At 74.4% G+C, this 22,640-nt stretch carries 22 protein-coding genes and 2 pseudogenes; 12 read left to right on the top strand and 12 right to left on the bottom strand.

All coding sequences use genetic code 11. The features are described 5' to 3' along the window. The 3 genes from ccrA to ACIPXC_RS17705 all read right to left on the bottom strand — a co-directional run. The coding region (gene ccrA, locus ACIPXC_RS17715) for a crotonyl-CoA carboxylase/reductase (protein WP_401618616.1) at positions 1-1,052 on the bottom strand (1,052 nt) is incomplete at its 3' end. A 387-nt stretch (positions 1,053-1,439) separates the two neighbouring features. Further along, positions 1,440-2,255, bottom strand: coding sequence for a TetR family transcriptional regulator (locus tag ACIPXC_RS17710; protein WP_401618613.1), 816 nt, complete (start codon positions 2,253-2,255; stop codon positions 1,440-1,442). Positions 2,256-2,418: 163 nt separating this feature from the next. Continuing rightward, positions 2,419-4,215 carry a 3-hydroxyacyl-CoA dehydrogenase family protein gene (locus tag ACIPXC_RS17705; RefSeq protein ID WP_401618610.1) on the bottom strand — a complete coding sequence of 599 codons (1,797 nt, stop codon included), beginning with the start codon at positions 4,213-4,215 and terminating at the stop codon, positions 2,419-2,421. 395 nt (positions 4,216-4,610) lie between these two features. Here ACIPXC_RS17705 and ACIPXC_RS17700 point away from each other — a divergent pair, with 395 nt between their 5' ends. Further along, positions 4,611-5,165: an adenylosuccinate lyase gene (locus ACIPXC_RS17700; protein ID WP_401618607.1), complete on the top strand. Its 555-nt coding sequence runs from the start codon at positions 4,611-4,613 to the stop codon at positions 5,163-5,165. Between the two features lie 85 nt (positions 5,166-5,250). Here the strand turns inward: ACIPXC_RS17700 and ACIPXC_RS17695 are convergent, their stop codons facing one another. Beyond that, positions 5,251-6,825, bottom strand: a complete 1,575-nt coding sequence (locus ACIPXC_RS17695; RefSeq protein ID WP_401618605.1) for an alpha/beta hydrolase — start codon at positions 6,823-6,825, stop codon at positions 5,251-5,253. A 112-nt stretch (positions 6,826-6,937) separates the two neighbouring features. After that, positions 6,938-7,246 (bottom strand): annotated as a pseudogene (locus tag ACIPXC_RS17690) (radical SAM protein); the annotation flags it as partial. Between the two features lie 159 nt (positions 7,247-7,405). Here ACIPXC_RS17690 and ACIPXC_RS17685 point away from each other — a divergent pair. The 4 genes from ACIPXC_RS17685 to ACIPXC_RS17670 all read left to right on the top strand — a co-directional run bounded on the left by ACIPXC_RS17685 (position 7,406) and on the right by ACIPXC_RS17670 (position 12,553). Next, entirely contained in the window at positions 7,406-7,855 is a 450-nt protein-coding gene (locus ACIPXC_RS17685) for an SRPBCC family protein (RefSeq protein ID WP_401618602.1), read from the top strand. 436 nt (positions 7,856-8,291) lie between these two features. Beyond that, the gene (locus ACIPXC_RS17680; RefSeq protein WP_401618599.1) at positions 8,292-9,125 is read left to right on the top strand and encodes a M55 family metallopeptidase; all 834 of its coding nucleotides are present in this window, start codon (positions 8,292-8,294) and stop codon (positions 9,123-9,125) included. Between the two features lie 97 nt (positions 9,126-9,222). After that, entirely contained in the window at positions 9,223-10,539 is a 1,317-nt protein-coding gene (locus ACIPXC_RS17675; protein WP_401618647.1) for a M20/M25/M40 family metallo-hydrolase, read from the top strand. Between the two features lie 13 nt (positions 10,540-10,552). Next, on the top strand, positions 10,553-12,553 hold the full coding sequence (locus tag ACIPXC_RS17670; RefSeq protein ID WP_401618597.1) for a prolyl oligopeptidase family serine peptidase: 2,001 nt from the start codon (positions 10,553-10,555) through the stop codon (positions 12,551-12,553). A gap of 3 nt (positions 12,554-12,556) precedes the next feature. Here ACIPXC_RS17670 and ACIPXC_RS17665 read toward each other — a convergent pair. Beyond that, a pseudogene (locus ACIPXC_RS17665) lies at positions 12,557-12,835 on the bottom strand (VWA domain-containing protein); the annotation flags it as partial. 79 nt (positions 12,836-12,914) lie between these two features. Then, on the bottom strand, positions 12,915-13,634 hold the full coding sequence (locus tag ACIPXC_RS17660) for a hypothetical protein (RefSeq protein ID WP_401618594.1): 720 nt from the start codon (positions 13,632-13,634) through the stop codon (positions 12,915-12,917). A gap of 39 nt (positions 13,635-13,673) precedes the next feature. On the opposite strand from ACIPXC_RS17660, the gene ACIPXC_RS17655 reads away from it, so the two are divergent. The 3 genes from ACIPXC_RS17655 to ACIPXC_RS17645 all read left to right on the top strand — a co-directional run bounded on the left by ACIPXC_RS17655 (position 13,674) and on the right by ACIPXC_RS17645 (position 15,737). Next, the gene (locus ACIPXC_RS17655) at positions 13,674-14,231 is read left to right on the top strand and encodes a GNAT family N-acetyltransferase (protein WP_401618592.1); all 558 of its coding nucleotides are present in this window, start codon (positions 13,674-13,676) and stop codon (positions 14,229-14,231) included. 170 nt (positions 14,232-14,401) lie between these two features. Beyond that, positions 14,402-15,307 carry an arginase family protein gene (locus ACIPXC_RS17650; RefSeq protein ID WP_401618589.1) on the top strand — a complete coding sequence of 302 codons (906 nt, stop codon included), beginning with the start codon at positions 14,402-14,404 and terminating at the stop codon, positions 15,305-15,307. Positions 15,308-15,458: 151 nt separating this feature from the next. Continuing rightward, positions 15,459-15,737, top strand: a complete 279-nt coding sequence (locus ACIPXC_RS17645) for a hypothetical protein (protein WP_401618587.1) — start codon at positions 15,459-15,461, stop codon at positions 15,735-15,737. Here the strand turns inward: ACIPXC_RS17645 and ACIPXC_RS17640 are convergent. Both ACIPXC_RS17640 and ACIPXC_RS17635 read right to left on the bottom strand, forming a co-directional pair. Beyond that, positions 15,727-16,113, bottom strand: a complete 387-nt coding sequence (locus ACIPXC_RS17640; protein WP_401618584.1) for a hypothetical protein — start codon at positions 16,111-16,113, stop codon at positions 15,727-15,729. The genes ACIPXC_RS17645 and ACIPXC_RS17640 overlap by 11 nt on opposite strands. A gap of 97 nt (positions 16,114-16,210) precedes the next feature. Continuing rightward, entirely contained in the window at positions 16,211-17,044 is an 834-nt protein-coding gene (locus ACIPXC_RS17635) for a class I SAM-dependent methyltransferase (protein WP_401618581.1), read from the bottom strand. Between the two features lie 195 nt (positions 17,045-17,239). On the opposite strand from ACIPXC_RS17635, the gene ACIPXC_RS17630 reads away from it, so the two are divergent. The 3 genes from ACIPXC_RS17630 to ACIPXC_RS17620 all read left to right on the top strand — a co-directional run bounded on the left by ACIPXC_RS17630 (position 17,240) and on the right by ACIPXC_RS17620 (position 20,446). Then, positions 17,240-17,812, top strand: coding sequence for a TIGR03086 family metal-binding protein (locus tag ACIPXC_RS17630; protein WP_401618578.1), 573 nt, complete (start codon positions 17,240-17,242; stop codon positions 17,810-17,812). Between the two features lie 127 nt (positions 17,813-17,939). Then, on the top strand, positions 17,940-19,157 hold the full coding sequence (locus ACIPXC_RS17625) for an aminotransferase class I/II-fold pyridoxal phosphate-dependent enzyme (protein ID WP_401618575.1): 1,218 nt from the start codon (positions 17,940-17,942) through the stop codon (positions 19,155-19,157). A gap of 119 nt (positions 19,158-19,276) precedes the next feature. After that, entirely contained in the window at positions 19,277-20,446 is a 1,170-nt protein-coding gene (locus tag ACIPXC_RS17620) for an MBL fold metallo-hydrolase (RefSeq protein ID WP_401618572.1), read from the top strand. Here the strand turns inward: ACIPXC_RS17620 and ACIPXC_RS17615 are convergent. The 3 genes from ACIPXC_RS17615 to ACIPXC_RS17605 form a co-directional block, all read right to left on the bottom strand. Next, positions 20,443-20,589: a hypothetical protein gene (locus ACIPXC_RS17615; protein WP_401618569.1), complete on the bottom strand. Its 147-nt coding sequence runs from the start codon at positions 20,587-20,589 to the stop codon at positions 20,443-20,445. The two genes, ACIPXC_RS17620 and ACIPXC_RS17615, sit on opposite strands and share 4 nt — an antisense overlap. Positions 20,590-20,672: 83 nt before the next feature. Then, positions 20,673-21,317: a DedA family protein gene (locus ACIPXC_RS17610; protein WP_401618566.1), complete on the bottom strand. Its 645-nt coding sequence runs from the start codon at positions 21,315-21,317 to the stop codon at positions 20,673-20,675. Then, on the bottom strand, positions 21,314-22,090 hold the full coding sequence (locus ACIPXC_RS17605; protein WP_401618563.1) for an MBL fold metallo-hydrolase: 777 nt from the start codon (positions 22,088-22,090) through the stop codon (positions 21,314-21,316). Before ACIPXC_RS17605 ends, ACIPXC_RS17610 begins: the two co-directional genes overlap by 4 nt. A 141-nt stretch (positions 22,091-22,231) precedes the next feature. Between ACIPXC_RS17605 and ACIPXC_RS17600 the strand changes: the two genes are divergently transcribed. Continuing rightward, positions 22,232-22,636: a hypothetical protein gene (locus tag ACIPXC_RS17600; protein WP_401618561.1), complete on the top strand. Its 405-nt coding sequence runs from the start codon at positions 22,232-22,234 to the stop codon at positions 22,634-22,636. Positions 22,637-22,640 lie beyond the last annotated feature (4 nt).

Raw genomic sequence — 22,640 nt, 5'->3', positions numbered from 1 at the left:
TTGTCGTACTGGTGCATGTAGCCCGAGGTCGAGGCGCAGGTGGTGATGGTGCCGCCCTTGCGGGTGACGTAGACCGAGGCGCCGAAGGTCTCGCGGCCCGGGTGCTCGAAGACGATGTCGATGTCCTCGCCGCCGGTTAGCTCACGGATCTTGGAGCCGAAGCGCTTCCACTCGCGCGGGTCCTGGGTGTGCTCGTCCTTCCAGAACCTGTAGCCCTCGGCGTTGCGGTCGATGACCGCGGTGGCGCCCATGGACCGGCAGATGTCGGCCTTCTCGGGGGAGGAGACGACGCAGATCGGGTTGGCGCCGCCGGCCAGCGCGAACTGGGTGGCGTAGGAGCCGAGGCCGCCGCTGGCGCCCCAGATCAGGACGTTGTCGCCCTGCTTCATGCCGGCGCCGTTGCTGGAGACCAGCTGGCGGTAGGCGGTGGAGTTGACCAGACCGGGGGAGGCGGCCTCCTCCCAGCTCAGGTGGCCGGGCTTGGGCATCAGCTGGTTGGACTTGACGAGCGCGATCTCGGCGAGGCCGCCGAAGTTGGTCTCGAAGCCCCAGATGCGCTGCTCGGGGTCGAGCATCGTGTCGTTGTGGCCGTCGGAGGACTCCAGCTCGACGGAGAGGCAGTGCGCGACGACCTCGTCGCCCGGGTTCCAGGCGTTGACGCCGGGGCCGGTGCGCAGGACGACGCCCGCGAGGTCGGAGCCGATGACGTGGTACGGGAGGTCGTGGCGCTTGGTGAGCTCCGACAGGCGCCCGTAGCGCTCCAGGAAGCTGAAGGTGGAGACGGGCTCGAAGATCGAGGTCCACACCGAGTTGTAGTTGACCGAGGAGGCCATGACGGCCACCAGGGCCTCGCCCGGGCCCAGCTCGGGGAGCGGGACGTGGTCGAGGTGCAGGGACTTGCGCGGGTCCTTCTCGCGCGTGGTGAGCCCTGCGAACATCTCCGCCTCGTCCTTGTGCACGGTGATCGCGCGGTAGGAGTCGGGCAGCGGCAGGGCCGCGAAGTCCGCGGTGGTGGCGGACTGCGACTGAATCGCGTCCAGGATGTCCTTCACGGTGAGCCTCCGGCTAGCGCTGATGAGGGTGCGCTGAGGTGAACGGGTGCGTGGAGCGGGTGCGGTGTGCCGTCGGTCCGGCTGTGCTGTGGTGCTGGGCGCCGCCCGTGGTGGGGCGTGCGGGTGCCTGGTGACGCAGGCGTCCGGGGCGCGTTCCGTGCCGTGTGGGCGTGGGTCGCGGGGACATCCGGACGACTTCAACGTATGGCACCCCGTGTCACCCGGCAAGGCACCGCGTGCCAAAACTTTCTCTCATTTGCCTATTGACCTGCGCAGATGAGCGATGATCGATCAAAGTTACCGCTGAGTAGGGGCAAGCCGGACAAACGAAAGCGGCCGCCCCCCTCTCGGGGGCGGCCGCTGTGACGAGCATCGCTTCCGGTCCGGCTACCTCGCGCGCAGTGCCTCTTCGATGGTCCGCATGACCTCGTCCAGGGGCGCGTCGGTACGCGCCACCGCCACCAGCACCTCACCCTCGGCCCGCACCGCCGCCGGCACGGAGGGCACCGCCGGGCCCAGGGTGCGGCCCGCGCCGATCCCGGTGCCGAAGGTCTTGCGGACGATGGAGAACGCGTGGTCGAGCTGCGCCTCCACGTCGCCCTGGCCGCCGGCCCGCAGCCAGCGCCGCAGCACGTGGTTGTGGGCCGTGACCACCGCCGAGGCGGCCACCTCGGCCAGCAGCGGGTCGTCGTTGCCGTCGTGGTGGTCGGTCTCGTCGAAGTGCGCCAGCAGGTAGCGGGTGAACAGCCGCTCGTACCGGGCCACCGAGGCGATCTCCCGCTCCCGCAGCGCGGGCACCTCGCGCGTCAGCCGGTAGCGCTCCACCGACACCGCCGGTGAGGCGGCGTACATCTTCATGACTTCCTTGATCCCGCGGCACACCGTGTCGAGCGGGTGCTCGTGCGCCGGGGCCACGTCGAGGACGGCCTCGGCGCGGATCAGGGTGTCGTCGTGGTCGGGGAAGATCGCCTCTTCCTTCGACCGGAAGTGCCGGAAGAAGGTCCGCCGCGCGACGCCGGCCGTGGCGGCGATCTCGTCGACCGTCGTCGCCTCGTACCCCTTGGTGGCGAACAGCTCCATGGCCGCCGCGGCGAGCTCCCGGCGCATTCTGAGCCGCTGGGCGGCAGCCCGGGTGCCGGCCGCGCTCTCCGGGGCGTCGGGGGCCGAGGAGGCGCGGGGCGAGGTCTTGGCGGGCTGGGACATAGAGCGAAAGTACTTCATTCGCGCAGGGGAGCGCGCCTGAGGGGGGTGGGAGAGGGGTGGATGCGGGGGAGAGCCCGCACTGGGCTCGGGAGGGTCAGTCCGCCGTGAGGGTCCGGCGGACCCGAGCAGCCCTCCCCACGCATCCGGCTCGTGGCCCGCTCGGTTACCGCCGGGCGTACTCACGGAATCCGCGACCGGTCTTCCGGCCCAGGCAGCCCGCCGCCACCAGGTGCTCCAGCAGCGGGGACGGAGCCAGGCCCGGGTCGCGGAACTCCTTGTGGAGGACCTTCTCGATGGCCAGCGAGACATCGAGGCCGACCACGTCGAGCAGCTCGAACGGCCCCATCGGGTAGCCGCCGCCCAGCTTCATCGCCGCGTCGATCTGGTCGAGGCTCGCGTAGTGCTCCTCCACCATCTTGATCGCGTTGTTGAGGTAGGGGAACAGCAGCGCGTTCACGATGAAGCCGGCCCGGTCCCCGCAGTCCACCGGGTGCTTGCGCACCTTCACGCAGACCTCGCGGACCGTGGCGTGCACGTCGTCCGCGGTCAGGACGGTCCGGACCACCTCGACCAGCTTCATCGCCGGGGCCGGGTTGAAGAAGTGCATGCCGATCACGTCCTGCGGACGCGAGGTCACCCGGGCCACCGCGATGACCGGCAGCGAGGAGGTGGTGGTGGCCAGCACCGCGCCCGGCTTGCAGACCTTGTCCAGCGCCGCGAACAGCTCCTGCTTGACCTCCAGGTCCTCGGCGACCGCCTCCACCGCCAGGTCCACCTCGGCGAAGGCGTCCAGCGAACCGGCCGGGGTGATCCGGCCCAGCGTCGCGTCCGCCGCCTCCTGCGTCAGCCGGCCCTTGGACACCGCACGGCCCAGGGACTTGCCGATGGCGGCCTTGGCGGCCTCCGCCTTCTCCTGGCTGCGCGCCGCCAGGACCACGTCGAACCCGGACTGGGCGAAGACCTGCGCGATGCCGCTCGCCATGGTGCCGGAGCCGGCCACGCCGACCGAGCTCACCGGGCGGCCCGCGCCCAGCAGCGACCCGTCCAGCGGGGTCTGCAGGTCGCGCACGATCACCGAGCTGCCGGGCGCCTCGTACGTGTAGAAACCGCGCCCGGACTTCTGGCCGGCCAGCCCGGCCTCGGCCAGCTGCCCCAGGATCGGGGCCGGGGCGTGCAGCCGGTCGCCGGAGGCGGCGTACATGGCCTCCAGAACCGTGCGGGCCGTGTCCACACCGATCAGGTCGAGCAGCGCCAGCGGCCCCATGGGCAGGCCGCAGCCGAGCCGCATCGCCGCGTCGATGTCCTCGCGGGAGGCGTACTTCGCCTCGTACATGGCCGCGGCCTGGTTCAGGTAGCCGAAGAGCAGGCCGTCCGCGACGAACCCGGGCCGGTCGCCGACGGCCACCGGCTCCTTGCCGAGCTCGCGGGCCAGCTCCGTGACCGCCTCCACGGCCGTCGGGGCGGTCAGGACGCAGGAGACGACCTCGACCAGCTTCATCGCCGGGACCGGGTTGAAGAAGTGCAGGCCCAGCACGCGCTCCGGGCGCTGGGACTCGGCGGCGAGCCGGGTCACCGACAGGGCGTTGGTGCCCGTGGCCAGGATCGTGTCGGGCCGCACGACCGCGTCGAGCTCGCGGAACACCTGCTGCTTGACCTCGTACGACTCCGGCACGACCTCGATGACGAGATCGGCCTCGGCCGCGGCGGCCAGGTCGGTGAAGGTGCGGAAACGGGCCAGGACGTCCGCCCGCTCCTGCTCGGTGAGGCGCTCCCGGGCGACGGAGCGCGCGGTCGCCGAGGCGAGGGAGGCCGAGGCCCGGCGGGCGGCGCTCTCGCTGATGTCGATGCCGATGACCTCGCGGCCGGCGCGGGCGAGGACCTCGGCGATGCCGGTGCCCATCGTGCCGAGGCCGACGACGGCGATGGTCTGGAGGGTGGGCTGACTGGACTGACGGTCCATCGAGGGACTCCAGTGGAAGAGGGTGACGACTGAGGGGAGCGCGCGGCGCACAGCGCGCGCGGGTGCCGTACGGAGTGCCGTGCGGTGAGGAGCCCGGGGCGGGAAACAGCCCGGACGGGAGCCCGGCGGGAAGGAGCCCCGGGGGCGGAAGCGGCACGACCCTGTCCCGGGGTCATACCGTGCATGCGAAACGAACCGACCGACACGAGGCGGCTGCGTCACCAGGCCGCCCTCGTACGTGTTGCAACGACAGTAACTCGCCGGTAACTGACGCGCCAGAGCGCGGAGATGTGACCTGTACCGCCGAAATGTACCGATCATCGATCATCGATCAACCGCGCTTGATCATCTGCGGGAACCCGGTGTGCCGCCCGCCAGGCCCTAGGGTGGGCCGCGTGAACGACGTGCTGGAGCGCCTGCGGGCGGAGGCGGGCGGCTCGCCCGAGTACGAGGTGCTGCTCGCAGCCGGCCCCGACGCGCTCGCGGACTCACTGACCTCGGCCGGGCGGCCACTGTGGGCCCGCGAACTGGCCGCGTACCGGCTCGGGCTCGCCGGGGACCGGCGCGCCTTCGAACCCCTCGTGCTGCTCCTCAACCACCGGGACCCGCCCCGCTGCGCGGCCGCCGCCGAGGCCCTGGCCGTCCTGGACGACCCGCGCACCGCCAGGGCGGCCGCGGCCCTCGCCACCAACGGCCTGCGCACGGCCTACGCCCTCCAGCCCGTCCGGCTGCTCACCGCGCTGCGTGCCCCGGAGTCCGCACCGGCCCTGATCTCCACCCTGTCGCGGCTGCTGTCCCCGAACGACCCCTACTGGCGGGTCGCGCTGGCCTGCGTCGAGGGCCTGGGCGCCCTCGCCGACCCCCGGGCACGCGAGGTCCTCACCCGCGCCCAGTCCCACCCCCGCCTCGCGGTGGCGGCGACGACCGCCCTGCGAGCCCTCGACGGCTGACAGGATCGGCCCATGAGGCCTTGGCGGTGCTGCCGGCCTGAGAACGGCCCGGGCCCGGCGGGTCGAAGGCCGCCGGGCCGTCCGGTCAGCCGCGGAAGCCCAGCAGGCCGTGCAGGGCGGCGCCGCCGGCCGAGGAGGGCACGGCCCGGGTCGCCGTCGTCGGCTGCGGGTCCGCCTGCGCCGGGCAGGTGGCGTCCGCCGCCTGCCCGGTCCGCAGATAGGCCGCGACCTTCTCGTCCAAGCACTTGTTCCCGCTCAGGGCGATGCCGTGGTTGCCGCCGCCCTCCTCCACCACCAGGGCCGAGCCCGACAGCTTCTCCCGCATGCTGACCGCCCCGTCGAAGGGGGTCGCCGCGTCGTCCGTCGCCTGCAGGAGCAGGGCCGGCGGGAGGTCCGCGTTGGTCACGTCGGGCGCCCGCAGCGGCTCGGTCGGCCAGAACGCGCACGGGGCGTTGTACCAGGCGTTGTTCCAGGTCATGAACGGCGCCTTGGTGTGCGTGCGCCACATGTCCGCGCGCCACTCGTTCCAGTCCCTGGGCCAGGCCGAGTCCCGGCACTGCACCGCGGTGTACACGCTGTAGCCGTTGCCCGCGGAGGGTTCCACAGCCCCGAACCGCTCGTACGCCGCCACCAGGAGCTTGCTGTCCTTCTTCACCGCGTACGCCGCGAAGGCCTCGGCGAGGTTGGGCCAGTAGCCGTTGTAGTAGCCGCCCGGCATGAAGGTGTCCTCCAGCTCCGACGGGCCCACCCTGCCGCCCGCCGGGGTCCCGCGCAGCGCGTGCCGCATCGCGTACCAGCGCGCCTCGACCGCGGCCGGGTCGGTGCCGAGCCGGTAGGTGGCGTCGTGCCGGGCGACCCAGGCCAGGAAGGCCTTGTGGCGGGCGTCGAAGGCCAGGTCCTGGGAGAGGTTGTCCTCGTACCAGACCCCGTTCGGGTCGACGACGGAGTCCAGGACGAGCCGGTGCACCCGGCCCGGGTGGAGCTTGGCGTACACCGCGCCCAGGTAGGTCCCGTAGGAGTAGCCGAAGTAGCTGATGCGCTGTGCGCCGAGGGCGGTGCGCAGCACCTCGATGTCCCGGGCGGCCGCGACCGTGCCGATGTGCGGCAGCACGTCCGCGTGCCGGGCGCCGCAGGACTCGGCGAAGGCCCGGACGCGGTCGAGGTTGGCCCGCTCGGTCGCCGCGTCCTGCGGCACGGAGTCGGGGCGCACGGGGTTGAAGTGCCCCGAACCGCAGTCGAGGGCGGGCTCGCTCTTGCCGACGCCCCGGGGGTCGAAGCCGATCACGTCGTACTGCGCCGCCACGTCCTTGGGCAGGGCGGAGGCGACGAACCCGGCGAGCGCGCGCCCGCTGCCGCCGGGACCGCCGGGGTTGACCAGCAGGGGGCCCTGGGAGGTCTTGCCGGTGTGGGGGACCCGGGTCAGCGCGAGCGTGATCGTCCGGCCGGCGGGCCGGTCGTGGTCGAGAGGCACCTTGAGGGAAGCGCACTGGAGCGTCGGATAGCGGGGGGTCGCGCAGCCGGTCCAGCGCAGTGCGGCCTGCGCGGCCCGCTCCGCCGGGGCGGGCACGGCCGGGGCGGCCGTCACCGGGCTCGCGAGGGCGGCGGCGACGGTGGAGGTCGCCAGCAGGACGGCGGCGCGCTTCTTCAAGGGGTGGAGCATGGGGCCTCCCAGCCGAGTGTTCTGGGCGGAATCGTCCCGGAAACCACGCCTGGAAGACGGGATTGGAAGGGCCATTGGCCCGATGTGATGACCGTTCAGACGGTGATGGACGTCAAAGGAGGGTGAGCCGGGTCGCCCCGGCGGGCGCGGATCCGTCCGGGCGTTCGGGGCCGGCGATCCGCCGGGCCGCGCCCCGCCGGGCCGGGCCGATGCCGAATTCGGCCGCCGGTCGGTGGACTTGGCGGGCGATCATCCGCTGGTACCGGGTGGGCGCGTACGAGCCGCCCGCGTACATCCGCTCGTACCGATCGACGAGGTGCGGGTGGCACTCGCCCAGCCAGGCGGTGAACCACTCGCGGGCACCGGGCCGCAGATGGAGTACCAGGGGTGTCACGGAGGTGGCGCCGGACTCGGCGACCGCCGCCTCCCTTGCCGGCTCCGTCGAGCGAACAGAACGAACGTTCCCGTGATCGTGCGGGTCCAGGTCGCGGAGGTGGGCGGCAGGCCCGGATTTGGGCCACCGCGCCGGAGGTGGTTGGCTTCGCCGTGACGAGCGGACACAACGGCTGGAGGAACAGGCATGGCGCAGGTCGAGGCCACCACGGAGCGCATCATCGGGGCCGACGCGGAGACGGTCTTCGACACGCTGGCGGACTACAGCGGAACCCGGGGCAAGCTGCTGCCCGAGCACTTCAGCGAGTACGAGGTGCGCGAGGGCGGCGACGGCGAGGGCACCCTGGTCCACTGGAAGCTCCAGGCCACCAGCAAGCGCGTGCGCGACTGCCTGCTGGAGGTCACCGAGCCCACCGACGGGCAGCTCGTGGAGAAGGACCGCAACTCCTCCATGGTCACCACCTGGGTCGTCACCCCGGCCGGCGAGGGCCGCTCCAAGGCCGTCGTCACCACCGTCTGGAACGGCGCCGGCGGCATCGGCGGCTTCTTCGAGCGCACCTTCGCGCCCAAGGGCCTCGCCCGGATCTACGACACCCTGCTGGCCAACCTCGCCGCGGAAGTCGAAGGCAAGGCCTGAGCGAGGCAGTTGCCCGGGCCCGCGGGGGCTGTCGCGCCGACCGGGCCGGATGAGGCAGCGGCGCACGACACCATGGGGCCTCCCCGGGCCCGCGGGGCCGGGGAGGCCCGCAAGGCGGACGAGGGGGCTACGCGGAGCCTCGCCGGCCGAGGGCGACGCGGCGAGGCGCGGTGCCGGGGCCGGCGAGTCCGGCCCGACCGGCGGGACACCCCTCGGGCCCGGCGAGTCCGGTCCGACCGGCGGGACACCCCCTCGGGTCCGGGCGGGGCCGGCCCCCTCACCGGTTCGGGTGGACTTTCCACCCCGGCCGCCCCCGTCACCCGGGCCCCGCGCCCGCGCGCTGATCCGCCCCGGACGAGGGGACAGCCCTTAGGCTGGGCGCAGTGCGTGCCGCCCGCGTCGCGCGCAACCGCGCAACCGACCGCCCGGGGGCCCGATGAAGATCCTCATCTCCGCCGACATGGAAGGCGCCACCGGCGTCACCTGGCCCGCAGACGTGCTGCCCGGCACACCCCAGTGGGAGCGCTGCCGCTCCATGTTCACCTCCGACGTCAACGCGGCCGTACTCGGCTTCTACGACGGCGGCGCCGACCGGGTCGTCATCAACGAGGCCCACTGGACGATGCGCAACCTGCTGCTGGAGCGCCTCGACGCCCGGGCCGAGATGCTCACCGGCCGACACAAGGCCCTCTCCATGGTCGAGGGCGTCCAGCGCGGCGACGTCGACGGCATCGCCTTCGTCGGCTACCACACGGGCGCCGGATCCGAAGGCGTGCTCGCCCACACCTACCTGGCCAACTCCATCACCGGGGTCTGGCTCAACGGGACCCGCGCGAGCGAGGGGCTGCTCAACGCCCACGTCGTCGCCGAGTACGGGGTCCCGGTCGTCCTGGTCACCGGCGACGACCTGACCTGCGTGGACGCCGCAGGCTACGCCCCGCAGGCGGTGACCGTCGCCGTCAAGGACCACGTCTCGCGCTACGCCGCCGTCTGCCGGACCCCGGCCCGCACCGCCGCCGACATCCGCGCCGCGGCCAAGGAGGCCACCGCCCTCGCCGTCCGCTACGAGCCCGCGCCCGGCGGCCCGTACACCGTGGAGCTGGAGTTCGACGCCGAACACCTGGCCATGTCCGCCACGGTGGTCCCCGGGGTCCGGCGCAGCGGCGAACGCAGGGTCGCGTACACCAGCGCGACGATGTACGAGGGGATCCGCAGCTTCAAGGCGGTCACGACGGTCGTCTCGGCGGCCGTGGAGGAGCAGTATGGCTGACATGCGCGCAACCGACACCGGGGCTCCCACCGACACCGGCGACGCCGTGGACGCAGCGAACAGGGCGACCGCGCCGCATGCGGTGGACGCGACGGACGTGGTGGACGCGGTGGCCCTCGACGAGGCAGTCGGGTTCACCTCGGACCTCATCAGGATCGACACCACCAACCGGGGCGGCGGCGACTGCCGCGAGCGGCCCGCCGCCGAGTACGTCGCCGAACGGCTCGCCGCCGCCGGCCTGGAACCGCTCCTGCTGGAGCGCACCCCGGGCCGCAGTAACGTGGTCGCCCGGATCGAGGGCACCGACCCCTCCGCCCCCGCCCTCCTTGTCCACGGCCACCTCGACGTGGTCCCCGCCGAGTCCGCGGACTGGAGCGTGGACCCCTTCTCGGGCGAGGTCCGCGACGGTGTCGTCTGGGGGCGCGGCGCCGTCGACATGAAGAACATGGACGCGATGGTGCTGGCCGTCGTACGGGCCTGGGCGCGCGCGGGGGTTCGCCCGCGCCGGGACGTCGTGATCGCCTACACCGCCGACGAGGAGGACAGCGCCGTCGACGGCTCCGGCTTCCTCGCCGAGGAGCATCCCGGACTCTTCGAGGGGTGCACGGAAGGCCTGAGCGAATCCGGTGCCTTCACCGTCCACACCGGGCCCGGCCGGTCCCTCTACCCCATCGCCGCGGGCGAACGAGGCACGGCCTGGCTCAGGTTGACCGCCCGCGGCACCACCGGTCACGGCTCCAAGCCGAACCGGGCCAATGCCGTCAGCCGGCTGGCCGCCGCGGTCGCCCGGATCGGGGCGTACGAGTGGCCGGTCCGGCTCACCGCCACCGTCGCCGCCTGCATCACCGAACTCGCCGCCTTCCAGGGCCTGTCCGTCGACCCGCGGCGCCGGGAATTCGACCTCGACGAGGTCCTCGGCAAGCTCGGCCCGGCCGCCGCCCTCGTCGAGGCCACCGTCCGCAACAGTGCCAACCCGACGATGCTCAGCGCCGGCTACAAGCTGAACGTGATCCCCGGCGAGGCCACCGCCTTCGTCGACGGCCGCATGCTGCCCGGCGGCGAGGCCGAGTTCATCGCCACCCTCGACGAGCTCACCGGGCCCGACGTCGCGTGGGAGTTCCACCACCGGGAGGTCGCCCTCGAAGCACCCGTGGACGGGCGGACGTTCGCCGTCCTGCGCGAGTGCGTCGAACGGTTCGCCCCGGACGGGCACGTGGTGCCCTTCTGCATGGCGGGCGGCACCGACGCCAAGCAGTTCTCCCGGCTCGGCATCACCGGCTACGGCTTCTCCCCGCTGAAACTGCCCCCCGGCTTCGACTACTGGTCCCTCTTCCACGGCGTGGACGAGCGGGTCCCCGTCGAGGCCCTCCACTTCGGCGTCCGCGTGCTCGACCGCGCGCTGCGGACCCTGTGAGCGGGGCCCGGTGATGCCCTCCGCGCAGACCCTGCCCTACGGGAGCTGGCCCTCGCCCATCGACGCCGGGCTCGCGGCCTCCCGCGACGGCCGGCCCGAGTACATCGGCACGGTGGGCCCCGAGGTGTGGTGGACCGAGCCCCGGCCGCAGGAGGCGGGCCGCCGCACGCTGGTGCGCCGCCGCGCCGCCGGTTCCGGTGCCGGGAGCGAGGTCAGCGAGCTGCCCGCGCCGTGGAACGTGCGCAGCCGGGTCACCGAGTACGGCGGACTGCCCTGGGCGGGGGCCGAGCGGACGACCGGCGGTCCCCTGCTGGTCTTCGTCCACTTCGCCGACCAGCGGCTGTACGCGTACGAGCCGGACGCGCCCGGTGCCCCGGACCCGCGGCCCCTCACCCCGGTGTCCGGCACCGGCGGCGGGCTGCGGTGGGCCGATCCGGTGCTGCGCGGGGACGAAGTGTGGTGCGTGCTGGAGGAGTTCACCGGGCCCGCCCCGACCGATGTGCGCCGGGTCCTGGCCGCCGTACCGCTCGACGGGTCGGCGGCCGGGGACCGTGCGGCCGTACGGGAGCTGACGGACGGCCGGCACCGCTTCACCACCGGACCGCGGCTCTCACCGGACGGCCGCCGTGCGGCCTGGCTGGTGTGGGACCACCCGCTGATGCCCTGGGACGGCACCGAGCTGCAGCTGGCCGAGGTCACCGCGGAGGGGGAGCTGTCCGGCGCGCGGACGGTCTTCGGCGGCCCCGACGAGTCCGTCGCCCAGGTGGACTGGACGGCCGACGGAACCCTCCTCGCGGTCAGCGACCGCGGCGGCTGGTGGAACCCGTACCGGGTGGACCCGGACACGGGGTGGGCCGTCAACCTGTGCCTGCGGGAGGAGGAGTTCGGGGGAGCGCTGTGGAAGCCCGGACTGCGCTGGATCGCCCCGCTCCCCGACGGGCTCGTCGCCGTACTGCACGGCCAGGGCTCCTCGGTGCTCGGCATCCTGGACCCGGAGAGCGGCGACCTGGTGGACGCGGCCGGCCCGTGGACGGCCTGGCAGCCGACGCTCGCCGTGCACGGCAGCCGGGTCTACGGGGTCGCCGCCAGCCCGCGCAGCGCCTACGAGGTGGTCGAGCTGGACACCGCCGGCGGACACGCCAGGGTGGTCGGCGCGCAGGGCGCGGACCCGGTGGACCCGGCCTACTACCCGGAGCCGCAGAGCCGCACCTTCCTCGGCCCGGACGACCGGCAGATCCACGCCCACGTCTACCCGCCGCACCATCCCGCCTGCCGGGCCCCGGCCGACGAACTGCCCCCGTACGTGGTGTGGGCGCACGGCGGGCCCACCGACCACGTGCCGCCCGTACTCGACCTGCACATCGCCTACTTCACCTCGCGCGGGATCGGTGTGGTCGAGGTGAACTACGGCGGCTCCACCGGCTACGGCCGCGCCTACCGGGAGCGGCTGCGCGAACAGTGGGGCGTGGTGGACGTGGAGGACTGCGCTGCGGTGGCACGGGCGCTGGCCGCCGAAGGGACCGCCGACCCCGCCCGGCTCGCCATCCGCGGCGGCAGCGCGGGCGGCTGGACGGCGGCGGCATCGCTGGCCGCGACCGACCTGTACGCCTGCGCCGCGATCATCTACCCGGTGCTGGACCTGCTGGGCTTCGCCGAGGAGACCCACGATCTGGAGTCCCGCTACATCGACGGTCTGGCGGGGCCGCCGCAGACCCTCGCCGTCCTGTGCCGCGAACGCTCCCCGGTGGCCCGCGCCGACCGGATCACGGCGCCGTTCGTCCTGCTCCAGGGGCTGGAGGACCCGGTCTGCCCACCGGCCCAGGCGGAACGGCTGCTGGCCGCGATGCGGGGCCGTCCGGTGCCGCACGCCTACCTGGCCTTCGAGGGCGAGGGGCACGGCTTCCGCCGCGCCGACACGATGGTGCGGGCGCTGGAGGCCGAACTGTCGCTGTACGCACAGGTCTTCGGATGCGAACGCACCGATGTCCCGAGGCTTCCCCTGGACTCTTCGTGAATCTCAGACCAGGACGAGCAGGCGCGTGTGCGCCTTGGGCTTCCTGCTCGCCGAACGGCTCTGCACATAGACCTCCAGTGCGGGATTGCGGCCCGCCTTCACCGAGACGGTTCCCTGGATTCCGGTACCGAAGAGCAGGCTGCGTGCCGCGTCGCCCGTGTAGGCGCGGCCGGTCTCCTTCTCGACGACGATCACCTCCTTGTCGGCCTGGACCTGGACCCGGGTTCCCAACGGGTAGTAGCAGGAGCCGCGTTCGTAGGTCACCTCGGGATCGGTGTCGACGGGCGGTCCGCTTCGCCAGGGAGTTCGGTACGAGGATCGCGGACGATCAGCGGTGAAAGGGGTGCCTCAGCGCTGCGCCTCAGGCGGTGTGCAGCCAGACGCGCAGCGGGCCGATCCCGGTGAATCCGCTGCGCAGGGCGCTGTCCAGGTCCTCGCCGTGCTCGTAGCCGACCACGGGCAGGCCCGGACGGCGGGCCGCGATCGCGGTCAGAGCGCCCGCCCAGGCCGTGTCGGTGCCGATCCCGTCCCGGGCGAACAGGTTGGAGACGCCGACGGCGCCGGCGCAGGTGTGCAGGACGGCCCCGGCGACGATCCGGTCGCCGACGCGGCCGGCGAGGAAGACGGTGTCACCGCCGAGCAGGGAGGGCCGGAACAGCCCGGTGGCCTCCTCGCCGTCCCACGCGGCCTCCCAGGCCGCCAGCTCGGCGGCGTCGCGGACCTCGGACCACTGGGGCGCGGACGGGTCGGCCGCCGGGACCGGCGCCCCGGCCGGACGATGGATCCACTGGGCCTCGAAGAGCACCTCGAAGCCGTCCCCGGACAGATCCAGGGCGGCGAAGCTGTCCTTCACCGAGCAGCCGGGGGAGCCGGTGTCGATGGGCGGGAGCACGCTCGCCGCCTCGACGCCCGGGTCCAGGGTCACGGCATCGGGGTACAGAGGCGGTGTCCGTACCGTGCTCAGCCAGAGGTCCCCGCCGTCGTACCGCGGCGACAGGCCGTGCGCGCGGCAGACGGCGTCGCACCACCCGGCGTTGTTCAGCGCTGCCCGGCGGCGCAGCGCCGCGCTCGTCTCGTCCATGATCACAACTTGATCGTGCCACACACCTAGCCTGGGGCGATGACCTTTTCCAGCTACGTCCGGGAGGGCGAGCGCGTCGGCCTGCGGTCCTACCGGATCGCCGACGGGCCCGAGTTCACCGCGCGCGTGCGCGAGAGCCGGGACCTCCACCGCCCCTGGCTGTTCCCGCCCGCCACCATCGAGGAGTACGAGACCTACGCGACCCGGCTGACCGAGGGCGACGCCCGCGCCGGGTTCCTCGTGTGCGAGATCGGCACCGGAGCCCTGGCCGGTTTCGTCAACGTCAACAACATCGTGCGGGGCGCCTTCCGGTGCGGGGCCCTCGGCTACGGGGCCTTCGCGCACGCCGCGGGCCGGGGCCTCCTGCGCGAAGCCCTCGGCCTGGTCCTCGACCACGCCTTCGCCCCCACCGGGGAGGGCCTCGGCCTGCACCGCCTCGAGGCCAACGTCCAGCCCGGCAATGCCGCTTCGATCGCGCTGGTCCGCGGCGCCGGCTTCCGGCTGGAGGGCCTCTCGCCCGACTTCCTCCACGTCGACGGAGCCTGGCGCGACCACGAACGCTGGGCCGTCACCGCCGAGATGCCACGCGCCCGATGACGCTTCCGTCGCCGTTGCCGTCGCCTCCGCCTCCGAAGGGGCGGTTGCCTCTCGCCCGGTCCGGCCCCGGCCCCGGCGGCGCGTGCGCCGGGGCCGGGGCCGGACCGCGTCGCTGCGGGTTCTCGGGCCGATCGCCGCCGTCGCGGCACCGGATCGCGCAGGATGAGGGGATGCGCACCCTGGTACTGCTCGATGCCCCGTCCAACCTCGGTCTGCGGCCGCCCGCGCCCGGGGCCGTCCCCGGTGTCTACAAGCTCGCGGGCGCCCTGCGCGAGCAGGGCCTGCTGAGCAGGCTCGGGGCGCGCGAGGGAGGCGTCGTGGTCCCGCCCCGCTACGACCGCGGGGACTGGGTGGAGGGCGACGGCGTCTTCAACGCCGACGCGCTCGCCGCCTACACCGTCACACTCGCCGACCGGATCGAACGCCACCTGCGGGCAGGGGAGTTCCCCGTCGTCCTCGGCGGGGACTGCTCCATCCAGCTCGGCGCCTCCCTCGCCATGCGCCGGACCGGCCGCTACGGCCTGGCCGCCGTCAACGGCTCCGCCGACTTCCGCCACCCCGGCAACACCGCCGTCAACGGACCCGTCGGAGCCGCGGGCGGTGAGGAACTGGCCCTGGCCACCGGCCGCGGGCAGCCCTCGCTCAGCGACCTGGAGGGGCTCGCCCCGTACCTGCGGGACGAGGACGTCCGGCTGTTCGGGATGCGCGACGGGGACGCGGACCTCCCGGAGCTGGCGGAGGCCGGGATCTTCGCCGCCACCGTCGGCGAGATCCGCCGCCGGGGCGCCGCCGCCTTCGCCCGGTCGGCGCTGGACGGCCTGCACCCGCCCGTCACCGACGGGTTCTGGGTCCATCTGGACGCCGACGTGCTCGACCCCGAGGTGATGCCGGCCGTGGACAGCCCCGACCCCGGGGGCCTGCTCCCGCAGGAGGTCGCCGAACTGCTGCGCGTCCTGGTGGGGTCACCGCGGTGCGTCGGGCTGAACGTCACCGTCTACGATCCGGACCTCGACCCGGACGGCCGTGCGGGTGCGCTGCTCGCGGACCTGGTGGCGGGGGCCTTCGCGTCATCCTGACCGGTGGTGGTCCGCGGAACCGTTCCTAATCAGTGAGTAGGAGCTGGCGGGCGACGCGGCGCGGGCCGCCGACGGCTTCGAGGACCTGGCCGCGGAGAGCCGCGGGGGCGGTCCGTGGACGGCGGCGGAGTCGGCGCTGGGCCGGGAGGCGATGGCCGCGCTCCTGGCGGCGGGCCGGCTGCCGCAGGCCCGCGCCGTCTGGGACCGGCTCCGGCCGGCCCTGCGCGAGCAGGGCCGCTTCCGGTTGCTGGCGGCCCGGCTGCTCGCGGCGGAGGGCCATGCGCGGGCGGCCCGCCGGCTCTTCGAGGACGGCTTCGAACTCCCCGACCTGCGGGAGGGTGAGGAAACCCTGTCCGACCCGTGGTCCGCCCTCACCGACTGCCCCCTGCCGCCCTCCTACGACTTCCGCATGCGGCCGGCTACTTCTTGATCCCGTCGAGGCAGAGCATGAACTGCTTGCCGGACCGGTGTTTGTTGTTGTCGAGCTCCTCGTTGAAGCCGAAGTCCGCCAGGCCCTGGCACCGTGAGTGGTCCTTGGTGTCGGCGAACACCCGGACCACCTTGAACTCCGCGTCCGAGGTGCCGCACCCGACCAGCCGCATGTCCGGGGAGATCAGGTTCCCCTGGTTCGTGAGGCAGTCGCCGGCCGCTGCCCGGTCGAGGTTGTCGCGGCTGACGAACCAGGTCACTGCGACGGCGGCGAGGGCGATCACGGCACCGGCGGCGAGGGCGATCTTCGCGATGCCCGCCTTCCGGCTCCGGGTCGGCGGCGCCGGCGGGGCGGTCGGCTGGGGCGCTTCGGTCATGGGGTGGTCTCCGGTGTGCGGGCGGGGGCGCGGTGGTCGTTGACGTGCGCACGCTATATCACCAGGTGGCGGCCCCGGACGTTGAGGTGCTCCAGGGTCAGACCCGGCACAGGATCTCGGCGTTCAGGACCGAGAACCAGGCGTCCGGGGAGGCGTTCCAGGCGTGCCAGGCCTCCGCGGCGGCCGTCAGGTCGCCGGTCGTCGCGTGGCCGCCGCGGACCGCGACGTCCGCGTACGCGGAGGCCTTGGTCCGGTCGGCCCACAGGGCGGACCACCACGCCGTCTCCTCCGGGGTGGCGAAGCACCAGGCCGTGGCCGAGGAGGTCACGTCGGTGAAACCGGCCTGCCGGGCCCAGGCCCGCAGGTGGCGGCCGGCATCCGGCTCGCCGCCGTTGGCGCGGGCCACCCGCCGGTACAGGTCCAGCCACGCGTCCAGGCCCGGCGTCGCCGGGTACCAGGTCATCGCCGCGTAGTCGGCGTCGCGCGCGGCGACGACCCCGCCCGGCCGGCACACCCGCCGCATCTCGCGCAGCGCCCGTACCGGATCCCCGACGTGCTGGAGCACCTGATGGGCGTGGACCACGTCGAAGGAGTCGTCCGGGAAGTCCAGCGCGTGCACGTCGGCGACGGCGAAGGACACGGCCCCGTCCAGCCCGCGCTCCGCCACGTGGGCCCGGGCCTGCGCCAGGACGCCCCCGGCCGCGTCGACGGCGGTGACCCGGCCGCCGCCCGGTGCCACCAGCTCCGCCAGGTCCGCCGTGATGGTGCCCGGGCCGCAGCCGACGTCCAGCACCGCCATTCCGGGGCGCAGTTCGCCGAGCAGGTACGCGGCGGAGTTCTCGGCCGTGCGCCAGCGGTGCGAGCGCAGGACCGACTCGTGGTGGCCGTGCGTGTAGACGGCGCTCTCCCCGGTGGCGTTCGTGGCGTCCATGGCGGTACCTGCCCCTCCTCGTCGAAGCGTTGCCGCCACCGTAGAGGATCAGTTCGACATCTGAGATATCTGTTCCGGCATATGGACAGCCCTCTTGTCCGCCAAGGCGGGCGGCCGGGTCGGTGGCACGGCGGGTCGGGTGCGAGGAGAGTGGCTCCAGGGGGAGGTCACCCCTGGTGGAGGACGGTGGGAGCCATGTCCGACGCGCTGCTCGAACGGCATGCCGAGGCGCTGCGTCTCTTCGGTGAGCGGGTGCGCGACATCAAGGACGACCAGTGGGGCGCGCCCACCCCGTGCACGGAGTGGACCGTGCGGGACCTGGTCGGCCACGTCACCGGGGAGCAGCTCTGGATTCCGCCGCTGATCACCGAGGGCCGCACCGTCGCGGAACTCGGCGACGCCTTCTCCGGGGACGTGCTGGGCGACGACCCGGTCGCGGCGTGGGACAGGGCCTCGGGCGCCGCGCACGCCGCCTTCGCCGCGTCCGGCGCGCTGGAGCGGACCGTGCACCTGTCCTACGGGCCCGCACGCGGCTCGGCGTACTGCTCGGAGCTGACCGCCGACTGCGTCGTGCACACCTGGGACCTCTGCCGCGGCATCGGCGTCGACGACCGTCTCCCCGACGCCCTCGTCGAGTTCGCGATCAAAGAGGTCATGCCGTACGCCGACGGACTCGCGGCCAGCGGCATGTTCGCCGAGCCGGTCGAGGTCCCGGCGGGCGCGGACGCGCAGACCCGGCTGCTCGCGATGGTCGGGCGCAAGGGCTGAGGCGAGGAGACCGGATGACCGGTGGACGGCATCCGATAACGGGCATGCTCGGCCAAACAATCGTATAAAGGTCAGGGTCGGCGGAGTGCGGCGCGACGGACGCGGAAGGCGGGCAGCGGTGGCGGGGATGCAGCGCACGACGGCGGAGGGCCGCGGCCCCGTCCGCTACGGCCCGCCCGCGCCACAGCCGGGCCTGCCCGTGCTCCCCGAGCTGGTCTCCCTCCTCGGCGCGGCCGCCGCACGCTCCTCCCCCCAGCCCCCCGGCGGCGGCACCTCCCTGCGCGAGGCCGCCTGCCGGCACTGGGGCAGGCGCGGGCTGGCCACCTCCCCCGGGAACGTGGCGGCCGGCCCCGGCGCCCCGGCGCTGCTCCTGGCCCTCCTCGGGGCCCACGGGGGCGACGTGATGCTGCCCCGGCCCTGCCCCGCCTGGTGGACCCCCCAGGTCAGGCTGCTCGGGCGACGCGCCTACCACGTGCCCACCCCGGCCGAGTGCGGCGGCGTACCGGACCCCTACGCCCTGCTGGAGACCGTACGGAGGGTCCGCGCCGAGGGCGGCGAACCACGGGTGCTGCTGCTGTCGGTGGCCGACGACCCGACCGCGACCGTGCCCCCTCCCGAGCTGGTGCGCGAGGCGTGCGAGGCCGCCCAGAGCGCCGGGCTGTTCGTCGTCAGCGACGAGAGCTGGCGCGACACCGTCCACCGGCCCCACGACGACCTCGTCCTGAGCCCCGCCGAGATGCTGCCCGACCGGACGGCGGTCCTCGTCGACCTGTCCGGCGCGCTGCTGCCGGCCGGCTGGCCCGCCGCCGTCGTCCGGTTCCCCGGCACCCCGCACGGGGCCCGGCTGCACGCCCACACTCTCGACGTCCTCACCGCCACCGGCGCGATGGTCGCCGGGCCCGTCGCCGGGGCGGCGGCGCATGCCCTCGACGAACCCGACGCCGTCGCCGCACGCGCCCGCGCGGCCGCCCGCCTGCACGGCCGGGTGGCCGCCGCGGCGCACCGCGAGATCCGCGCGGCGGGCGCCCTGGCCCGGCCCCCGCAGGCCGGTCGGCACCTCTACGCCGACCTCGGCCCGCTGCGCGCCGGGCTCGCCCGGCACGGGGTCGGCGACGCCATGGAACTGGAGGACTGGCTCGGCGCCAGGCTCGGCGCGCCCACCCCCGGCGGGCAGCGGTTCGCGGACGAACTGGGCGCACTGCGGGTCCGGTTGTCCACCGGGCCGCTGCTCGGCGCCACCCCCGAGGAACGGCTGGCCGCACTCACCGCCCGCGATCCCCTCGAACTCCCGCACGTGCGCAACGCCCTGGACCTGCTCGGATCCGTCTTGGCCGGGCTGGCCTGACCTCCCGGCCGGCTCCTCCCGGCCGGCTCCTCCCCGACGGGCCGGCCCCCGCCTCTCCTCCCGGACGGACCGCACCGGCCCGTCCGGCCCCCGCGACCAAGGTGAACGGAGACTTCTCGATGAGGGACCGGACGGACGAAGCCCCCGCCCCCGCCCCGGCCGCCCCCTCCGACGGGGCCGACCGCCCGGCCGTCACCCGGGCGGCGCCGAGCCCCTCCGCCCCGCGGCCGCTCGGCGCACACCGCCGCTGGCCCCGCTCGTTCGCCGACCGGCTGACCACCCCGCTCCCCGGCGTCCGGGCCTTCGCCCGGCTCGCCCGCGAGGGCGCCTTCCGGCCCGGCCCCGAAGGGCTGCGCGGCATCCCGGACCTGCCGTACGCGCCGGGCCCGCTGCCCGTGACCGCTGCCGGCGAGGTGTCCGTCACCTGGGCCGGGCACGCCAGCTGGATCGTGCGGACCGGCGGGCTGACGGTGCTCACCGACCCGGTCTGGTCCCGCCGGATCCTCGGCACCCCGGCCCGGATGACGCCCGTGGGGGTGCGCTGGGAGGACCTGCCGCCGGTGGACGCGGTCGTGATCAGCCACAACCACTACGACCACCTCGACGCCCCCACCCTCAGGCGGCTGCCCCGGGACACCGCCCTCTTCGTCCCGGCGGGCCTCGCAGGCTGGTTCCGCCGCCGCGGCTTCACCACGGTCACCGACCTCGACTGGTGGGAGGCGGCCGAACTGGACGGCGTACGCTTCGAGTTCGTTCCCGCCCACCACTGGTCGAAGCGGTCCCTGACCGACACCTGCCGGTCCCTGTGGGGCGGCTGGATCCTCACCGACACCCTGAGCCCGTTCCCGAGGAAGGTGTACTTCGCGGGGGACACGGGCTACGGCCGGTGGTTCCGTGAGATCGGCCGCCGCCACCCCGGGATCGACCTCGCGCTCCTGCCCGTCGGCGCCTACGCCCCGCGCTGGTGGCTGGGCGACGTCCACGCCGACCCGGAGGAAGCCGTCCAGGCCTGCCTCGACCTCGGAGCCCGGCGGATGGCCCCCATGCACTGGGCCGCATTCGTGCTCTCCGCCGAACCGGTCATGGAGCCCCTGCACCGCACCCTGGCCGCCTGGTCGCGGGCGGCGCTGCCCCGCGAAGACCTCTGGGACCTCCCGGTCGGAGCCTCGCGCACCCTGCCCGCCCCCGCCCCCGCCCCCAACCCCGCCCCGGCCCCGGGCGGGGCTACGGCCGCGGCCGTGGATCCCGGTCCCGGACGCGACGCCGGTCCCGGCACGGACACCCCCTAGTGGTGCCGGGCCCGTCCGCTCGTGTTGCGGACGAAGAGCTGCAGCACCTTGAGGGTGGTCGGGTGCTTCATCGCCGACAGTTTCAACGACCGGATGGTGCGGGTGGCCGCGGACGGGAGCGGCCCGGCCGTCGTCCCCACCACCGGCCTCAACACACCGACGGGCCTCGCCTTCCCGCCCTCGACCGACCGCCCCACAGCCCCAAGCCCCGCAGCCCCAGACCCCACTAGCGCCGCAGGCGGCGCAGGATCGCCGGCGCCGCGCTGATCAGCAGGGTCAGGGCGACCGCCACGGCCACGCCCTTCCACGGCTCCGAGAAGAGCGAGCCGCCCAGGATGCCGATCAGCCCGTACGTGACCGCCCAGGCCAGGCACGCGGGAGCGTCGCCGCGGGCGAACCGGCGCAGCGGCAGCTCCGCCAGCAGGCAGGCCAGCATCACCGGGATCCGCCCCGCCGGAACCAGCCGGGAGAGCACCAGCACCATGACCCCGTGCTCGTCCAGCCTGGTCTGCGCCTGCTCCAGCCGTTCGGGCGTGGCCCGGGCGCGCAGCGCCTCCAGCCGGCGCGAGCCGTTGCGCGACCGTACCCCGCGCTGACCGAGCCAGTACAGCGCCAGGTCCCCGGTGAAGGCCGCCAGCGCCGACACCGCCACCACGAGCAGTACCCCGTACGGCGGCGACTGGTGATGGAAGGCCACCACCGCCGCCGAACTCACCAGCGCACCCGTGGGAATCACCGGGACCAGCGCACCCGCTGCCACCAGCACGAACAGCGCCGGGTAGCCCACCGCCCGCTGGGTGGTCTCCGGCGGCACCTGGCCGGCCGCCGCTGTCGCCGCCACGGCCACCGCGGTGAGGTCGCGCAGCGTCACGGCAGCCGCACCCGCTCACCGTGGCCCGGTACCCGCACGGTCACCTTCGGCGCCGACCGCCGCGCATGCCGCTCGAACTCCCCACCCGGCGCGTGGAACTCGTGCGGCCGCACCGCGTCCAGCCCCACCGGCCAGTACGTCCCGTAGTGGACCGGTACCGCCGCCGCCGGCGCCAGCCGCGCCAGCGCCCGCGCCGCCCGCGCGGCGTCCAGGTGCCCTGGCCCCAGGTACGGACCCCAGCCGCCCACCGGCAGCAGGGCCACGTCCACCGGCCCCACCTCCTCGGCCATCGTGTCGAACAGCCCGGTGTCCCCCGCGAAGTACGTCCGCGCGGCGCCCAGGACCACATAGCCGAGCGCCGGTGCCAGGTGCGGCCCGAACGGCAGGCGCCGCCCGTCGTGCCGGGCGCTGACCGCCCGGACCCGCACCCCCTCCGCCACGTGGACCTCCTCGCCCGGCGCGGCCTCGGTCACCACCAGCCCGCGCAGCCCGGCGAGCCGGGCCAGACCCGGCACCGCCCGCCGCGCCCCGCGCGGCACCACGAGCCGGGTCCCGGGCGCGAGCCGCCCCAGCGACGGCAGGTGCAGATGGTCCGCGTGCAGGTGCGACACCAGCACCACGTCGGCCACCGCCGCCTCGGGCGGCGGGAGCGCCCCGCGGCGACGCCGCAGGTGCGCGAGCCGCCGCGCGAACAACGGGTCCGTCAGCAGCCGCACCCCGGAATCCTCGACGGTGCACGTCGCATGGCCCCACCAGGTGATGTCCACCGGCACCAGGCACTCCCTCCCTCGCCGTCCCGCCAGCCTCGGGGTGTTCTCCCCATCATGCCGGGCCGACGGCTCCCGCCGCCGGGCGGGAACCAGAACCCGGCAGCCCCTCCTCTCGGGCGGCGGATCGGAGTAGGGTCCGGCGGCATGGAAGAGTTGCGCGTGGCCGCGATCGCCAGCCTGGCCCCGCTCGAAGACCTGGACGCCGATCCCTTCGCCGTGGACACCCGCGGCCAGCAGGCCGTGTGCGCGCGCTGGGCGGCCGACCGCGGCTACGTCGTGACCCAGCAGCTGCTGGTCTACGGGATGCGGGCGGACCACTGCGGGTTCTGGTCGGAGATATCCGCCGGGCGGGTCGGCCTGTTCGTCGCCGCCAACCACCGGGTGCTGGCCAGGGCGCTGCGCTGCGTCGAGGAGTTCACCGCCGAGTGCGAGCGGCGCGGCGTACGCCTGGAGACCGCCGGGGGCGAAGAGCCCCGGTACACCTCCGCGATGAAGGCCGAGGTCCACCGCCGGCTGTCCATGCCGACGGCCGGCTACGACGGCACCTGACGGC

The organism is Streptomyces sp. NPDC090021, from assembly GCF_044748225.1.
GTDB lineage: Bacteria > Actinomycetota > Actinomycetes > Streptomycetales > Streptomycetaceae > Streptomyces.
This window is presented reverse-complemented; position numbering and strand designations above follow the sequence as displayed.

What these genes read in the sequence shown, in the direction of transcription:
- ACIPXC_RS17600 (WP_401618561.1), top strand. Translation starts at nt 22,232, where the DNA reads ATGGAAGAGTTGCGCGTGGCCGCGATCGCCAGCCTGGCCCCGCTCGAA.
- ACIPXC_RS17670 (WP_401618597.1), top strand. Translation starts at nt 10,553, where the DNA reads ATGCCCTCCGCGCAGACCCTGCCCTACGGGAGCTGGCCCTCGCCCATC.
- ACIPXC_RS17640 (WP_401618584.1), bottom strand. Translation starts at nt 16,113, where the DNA reads ATGACCGAAGCGCCCCAGCCGACCGCCCCGCCGGCGCCGCCGACCCGG.
- ACIPXC_RS17710 (WP_401618613.1), bottom strand. Translation starts at nt 2,255, where the DNA reads ATGTCCCAGCCCGCCAAGACCTCGCCCCGCGCCTCCTCGGCCCCCGAC.
- ACIPXC_RS17695 (WP_401618605.1), bottom strand. Translation starts at nt 6,825, where the DNA reads ATGCTCCACCCCTTGAAGAAGCGCGCCGCCGTCCTGCTGGCGACCTCC.
- ACIPXC_RS17625 (WP_401618575.1), top strand. Translation starts at nt 17,940, where the DNA reads ATGCAGCGCACGACGGCGGAGGGCCGCGGCCCCGTCCGCTACGGCCCG.
- ACIPXC_RS17685 (WP_401618602.1), top strand. Translation starts at nt 7,406, where the DNA reads ATGGCGCAGGTCGAGGCCACCACGGAGCGCATCATCGGGGCCGACGCG.
- ACIPXC_RS17650 (WP_401618589.1), top strand. Translation starts at nt 14,402, where the DNA reads ATGCGCACCCTGGTACTGCTCGATGCCCCGTCCAACCTCGGTCTGCGG.
- ACIPXC_RS17635 (WP_401618581.1), bottom strand. Translation starts at nt 17,044, where the DNA reads ATGGACGCCACGAACGCCACCGGGGAGAGCGCCGTCTACACGCACGGC.
- ACIPXC_RS17630 (WP_401618578.1), top strand. Translation starts at nt 17,240, where the DNA reads ATGTCCGACGCGCTGCTCGAACGGCATGCCGAGGCGCTGCGTCTCTTC.
- ACIPXC_RS17655 (WP_401618592.1), top strand. Translation starts at nt 13,674, where the DNA reads ATGACCTTTTCCAGCTACGTCCGGGAGGGCGAGCGCGTCGGCCTGCGG.
- ACIPXC_RS17680 (WP_401618599.1), top strand. Translation starts at nt 8,292, where the DNA reads ATGAAGATCCTCATCTCCGCCGACATGGAAGGCGCCACCGGCGTCACC.
- ACIPXC_RS17645 (WP_401618587.1), top strand. Translation starts at nt 15,459, where the DNA reads ATGGCCGCGCTCCTGGCGGCGGGCCGGCTGCCGCAGGCCCGCGCCGTC.
- ACIPXC_RS17660 (WP_401618594.1), bottom strand. Translation starts at nt 13,634, where the DNA reads ATGGACGAGACGAGCGCGGCGCTGCGCCGCCGGGCAGCGCTGAACAAC.
- ACIPXC_RS17620 (WP_401618572.1), top strand. Translation starts at nt 19,277, where the DNA reads ATGAGGGACCGGACGGACGAAGCCCCCGCCCCCGCCCCGGCCGCCCCC.
- ACIPXC_RS17705 (WP_401618610.1), bottom strand. Translation starts at nt 4,215, where the DNA reads ATGGACCGTCAGTCCAGTCAGCCCACCCTCCAGACCATCGCCGTCGTC.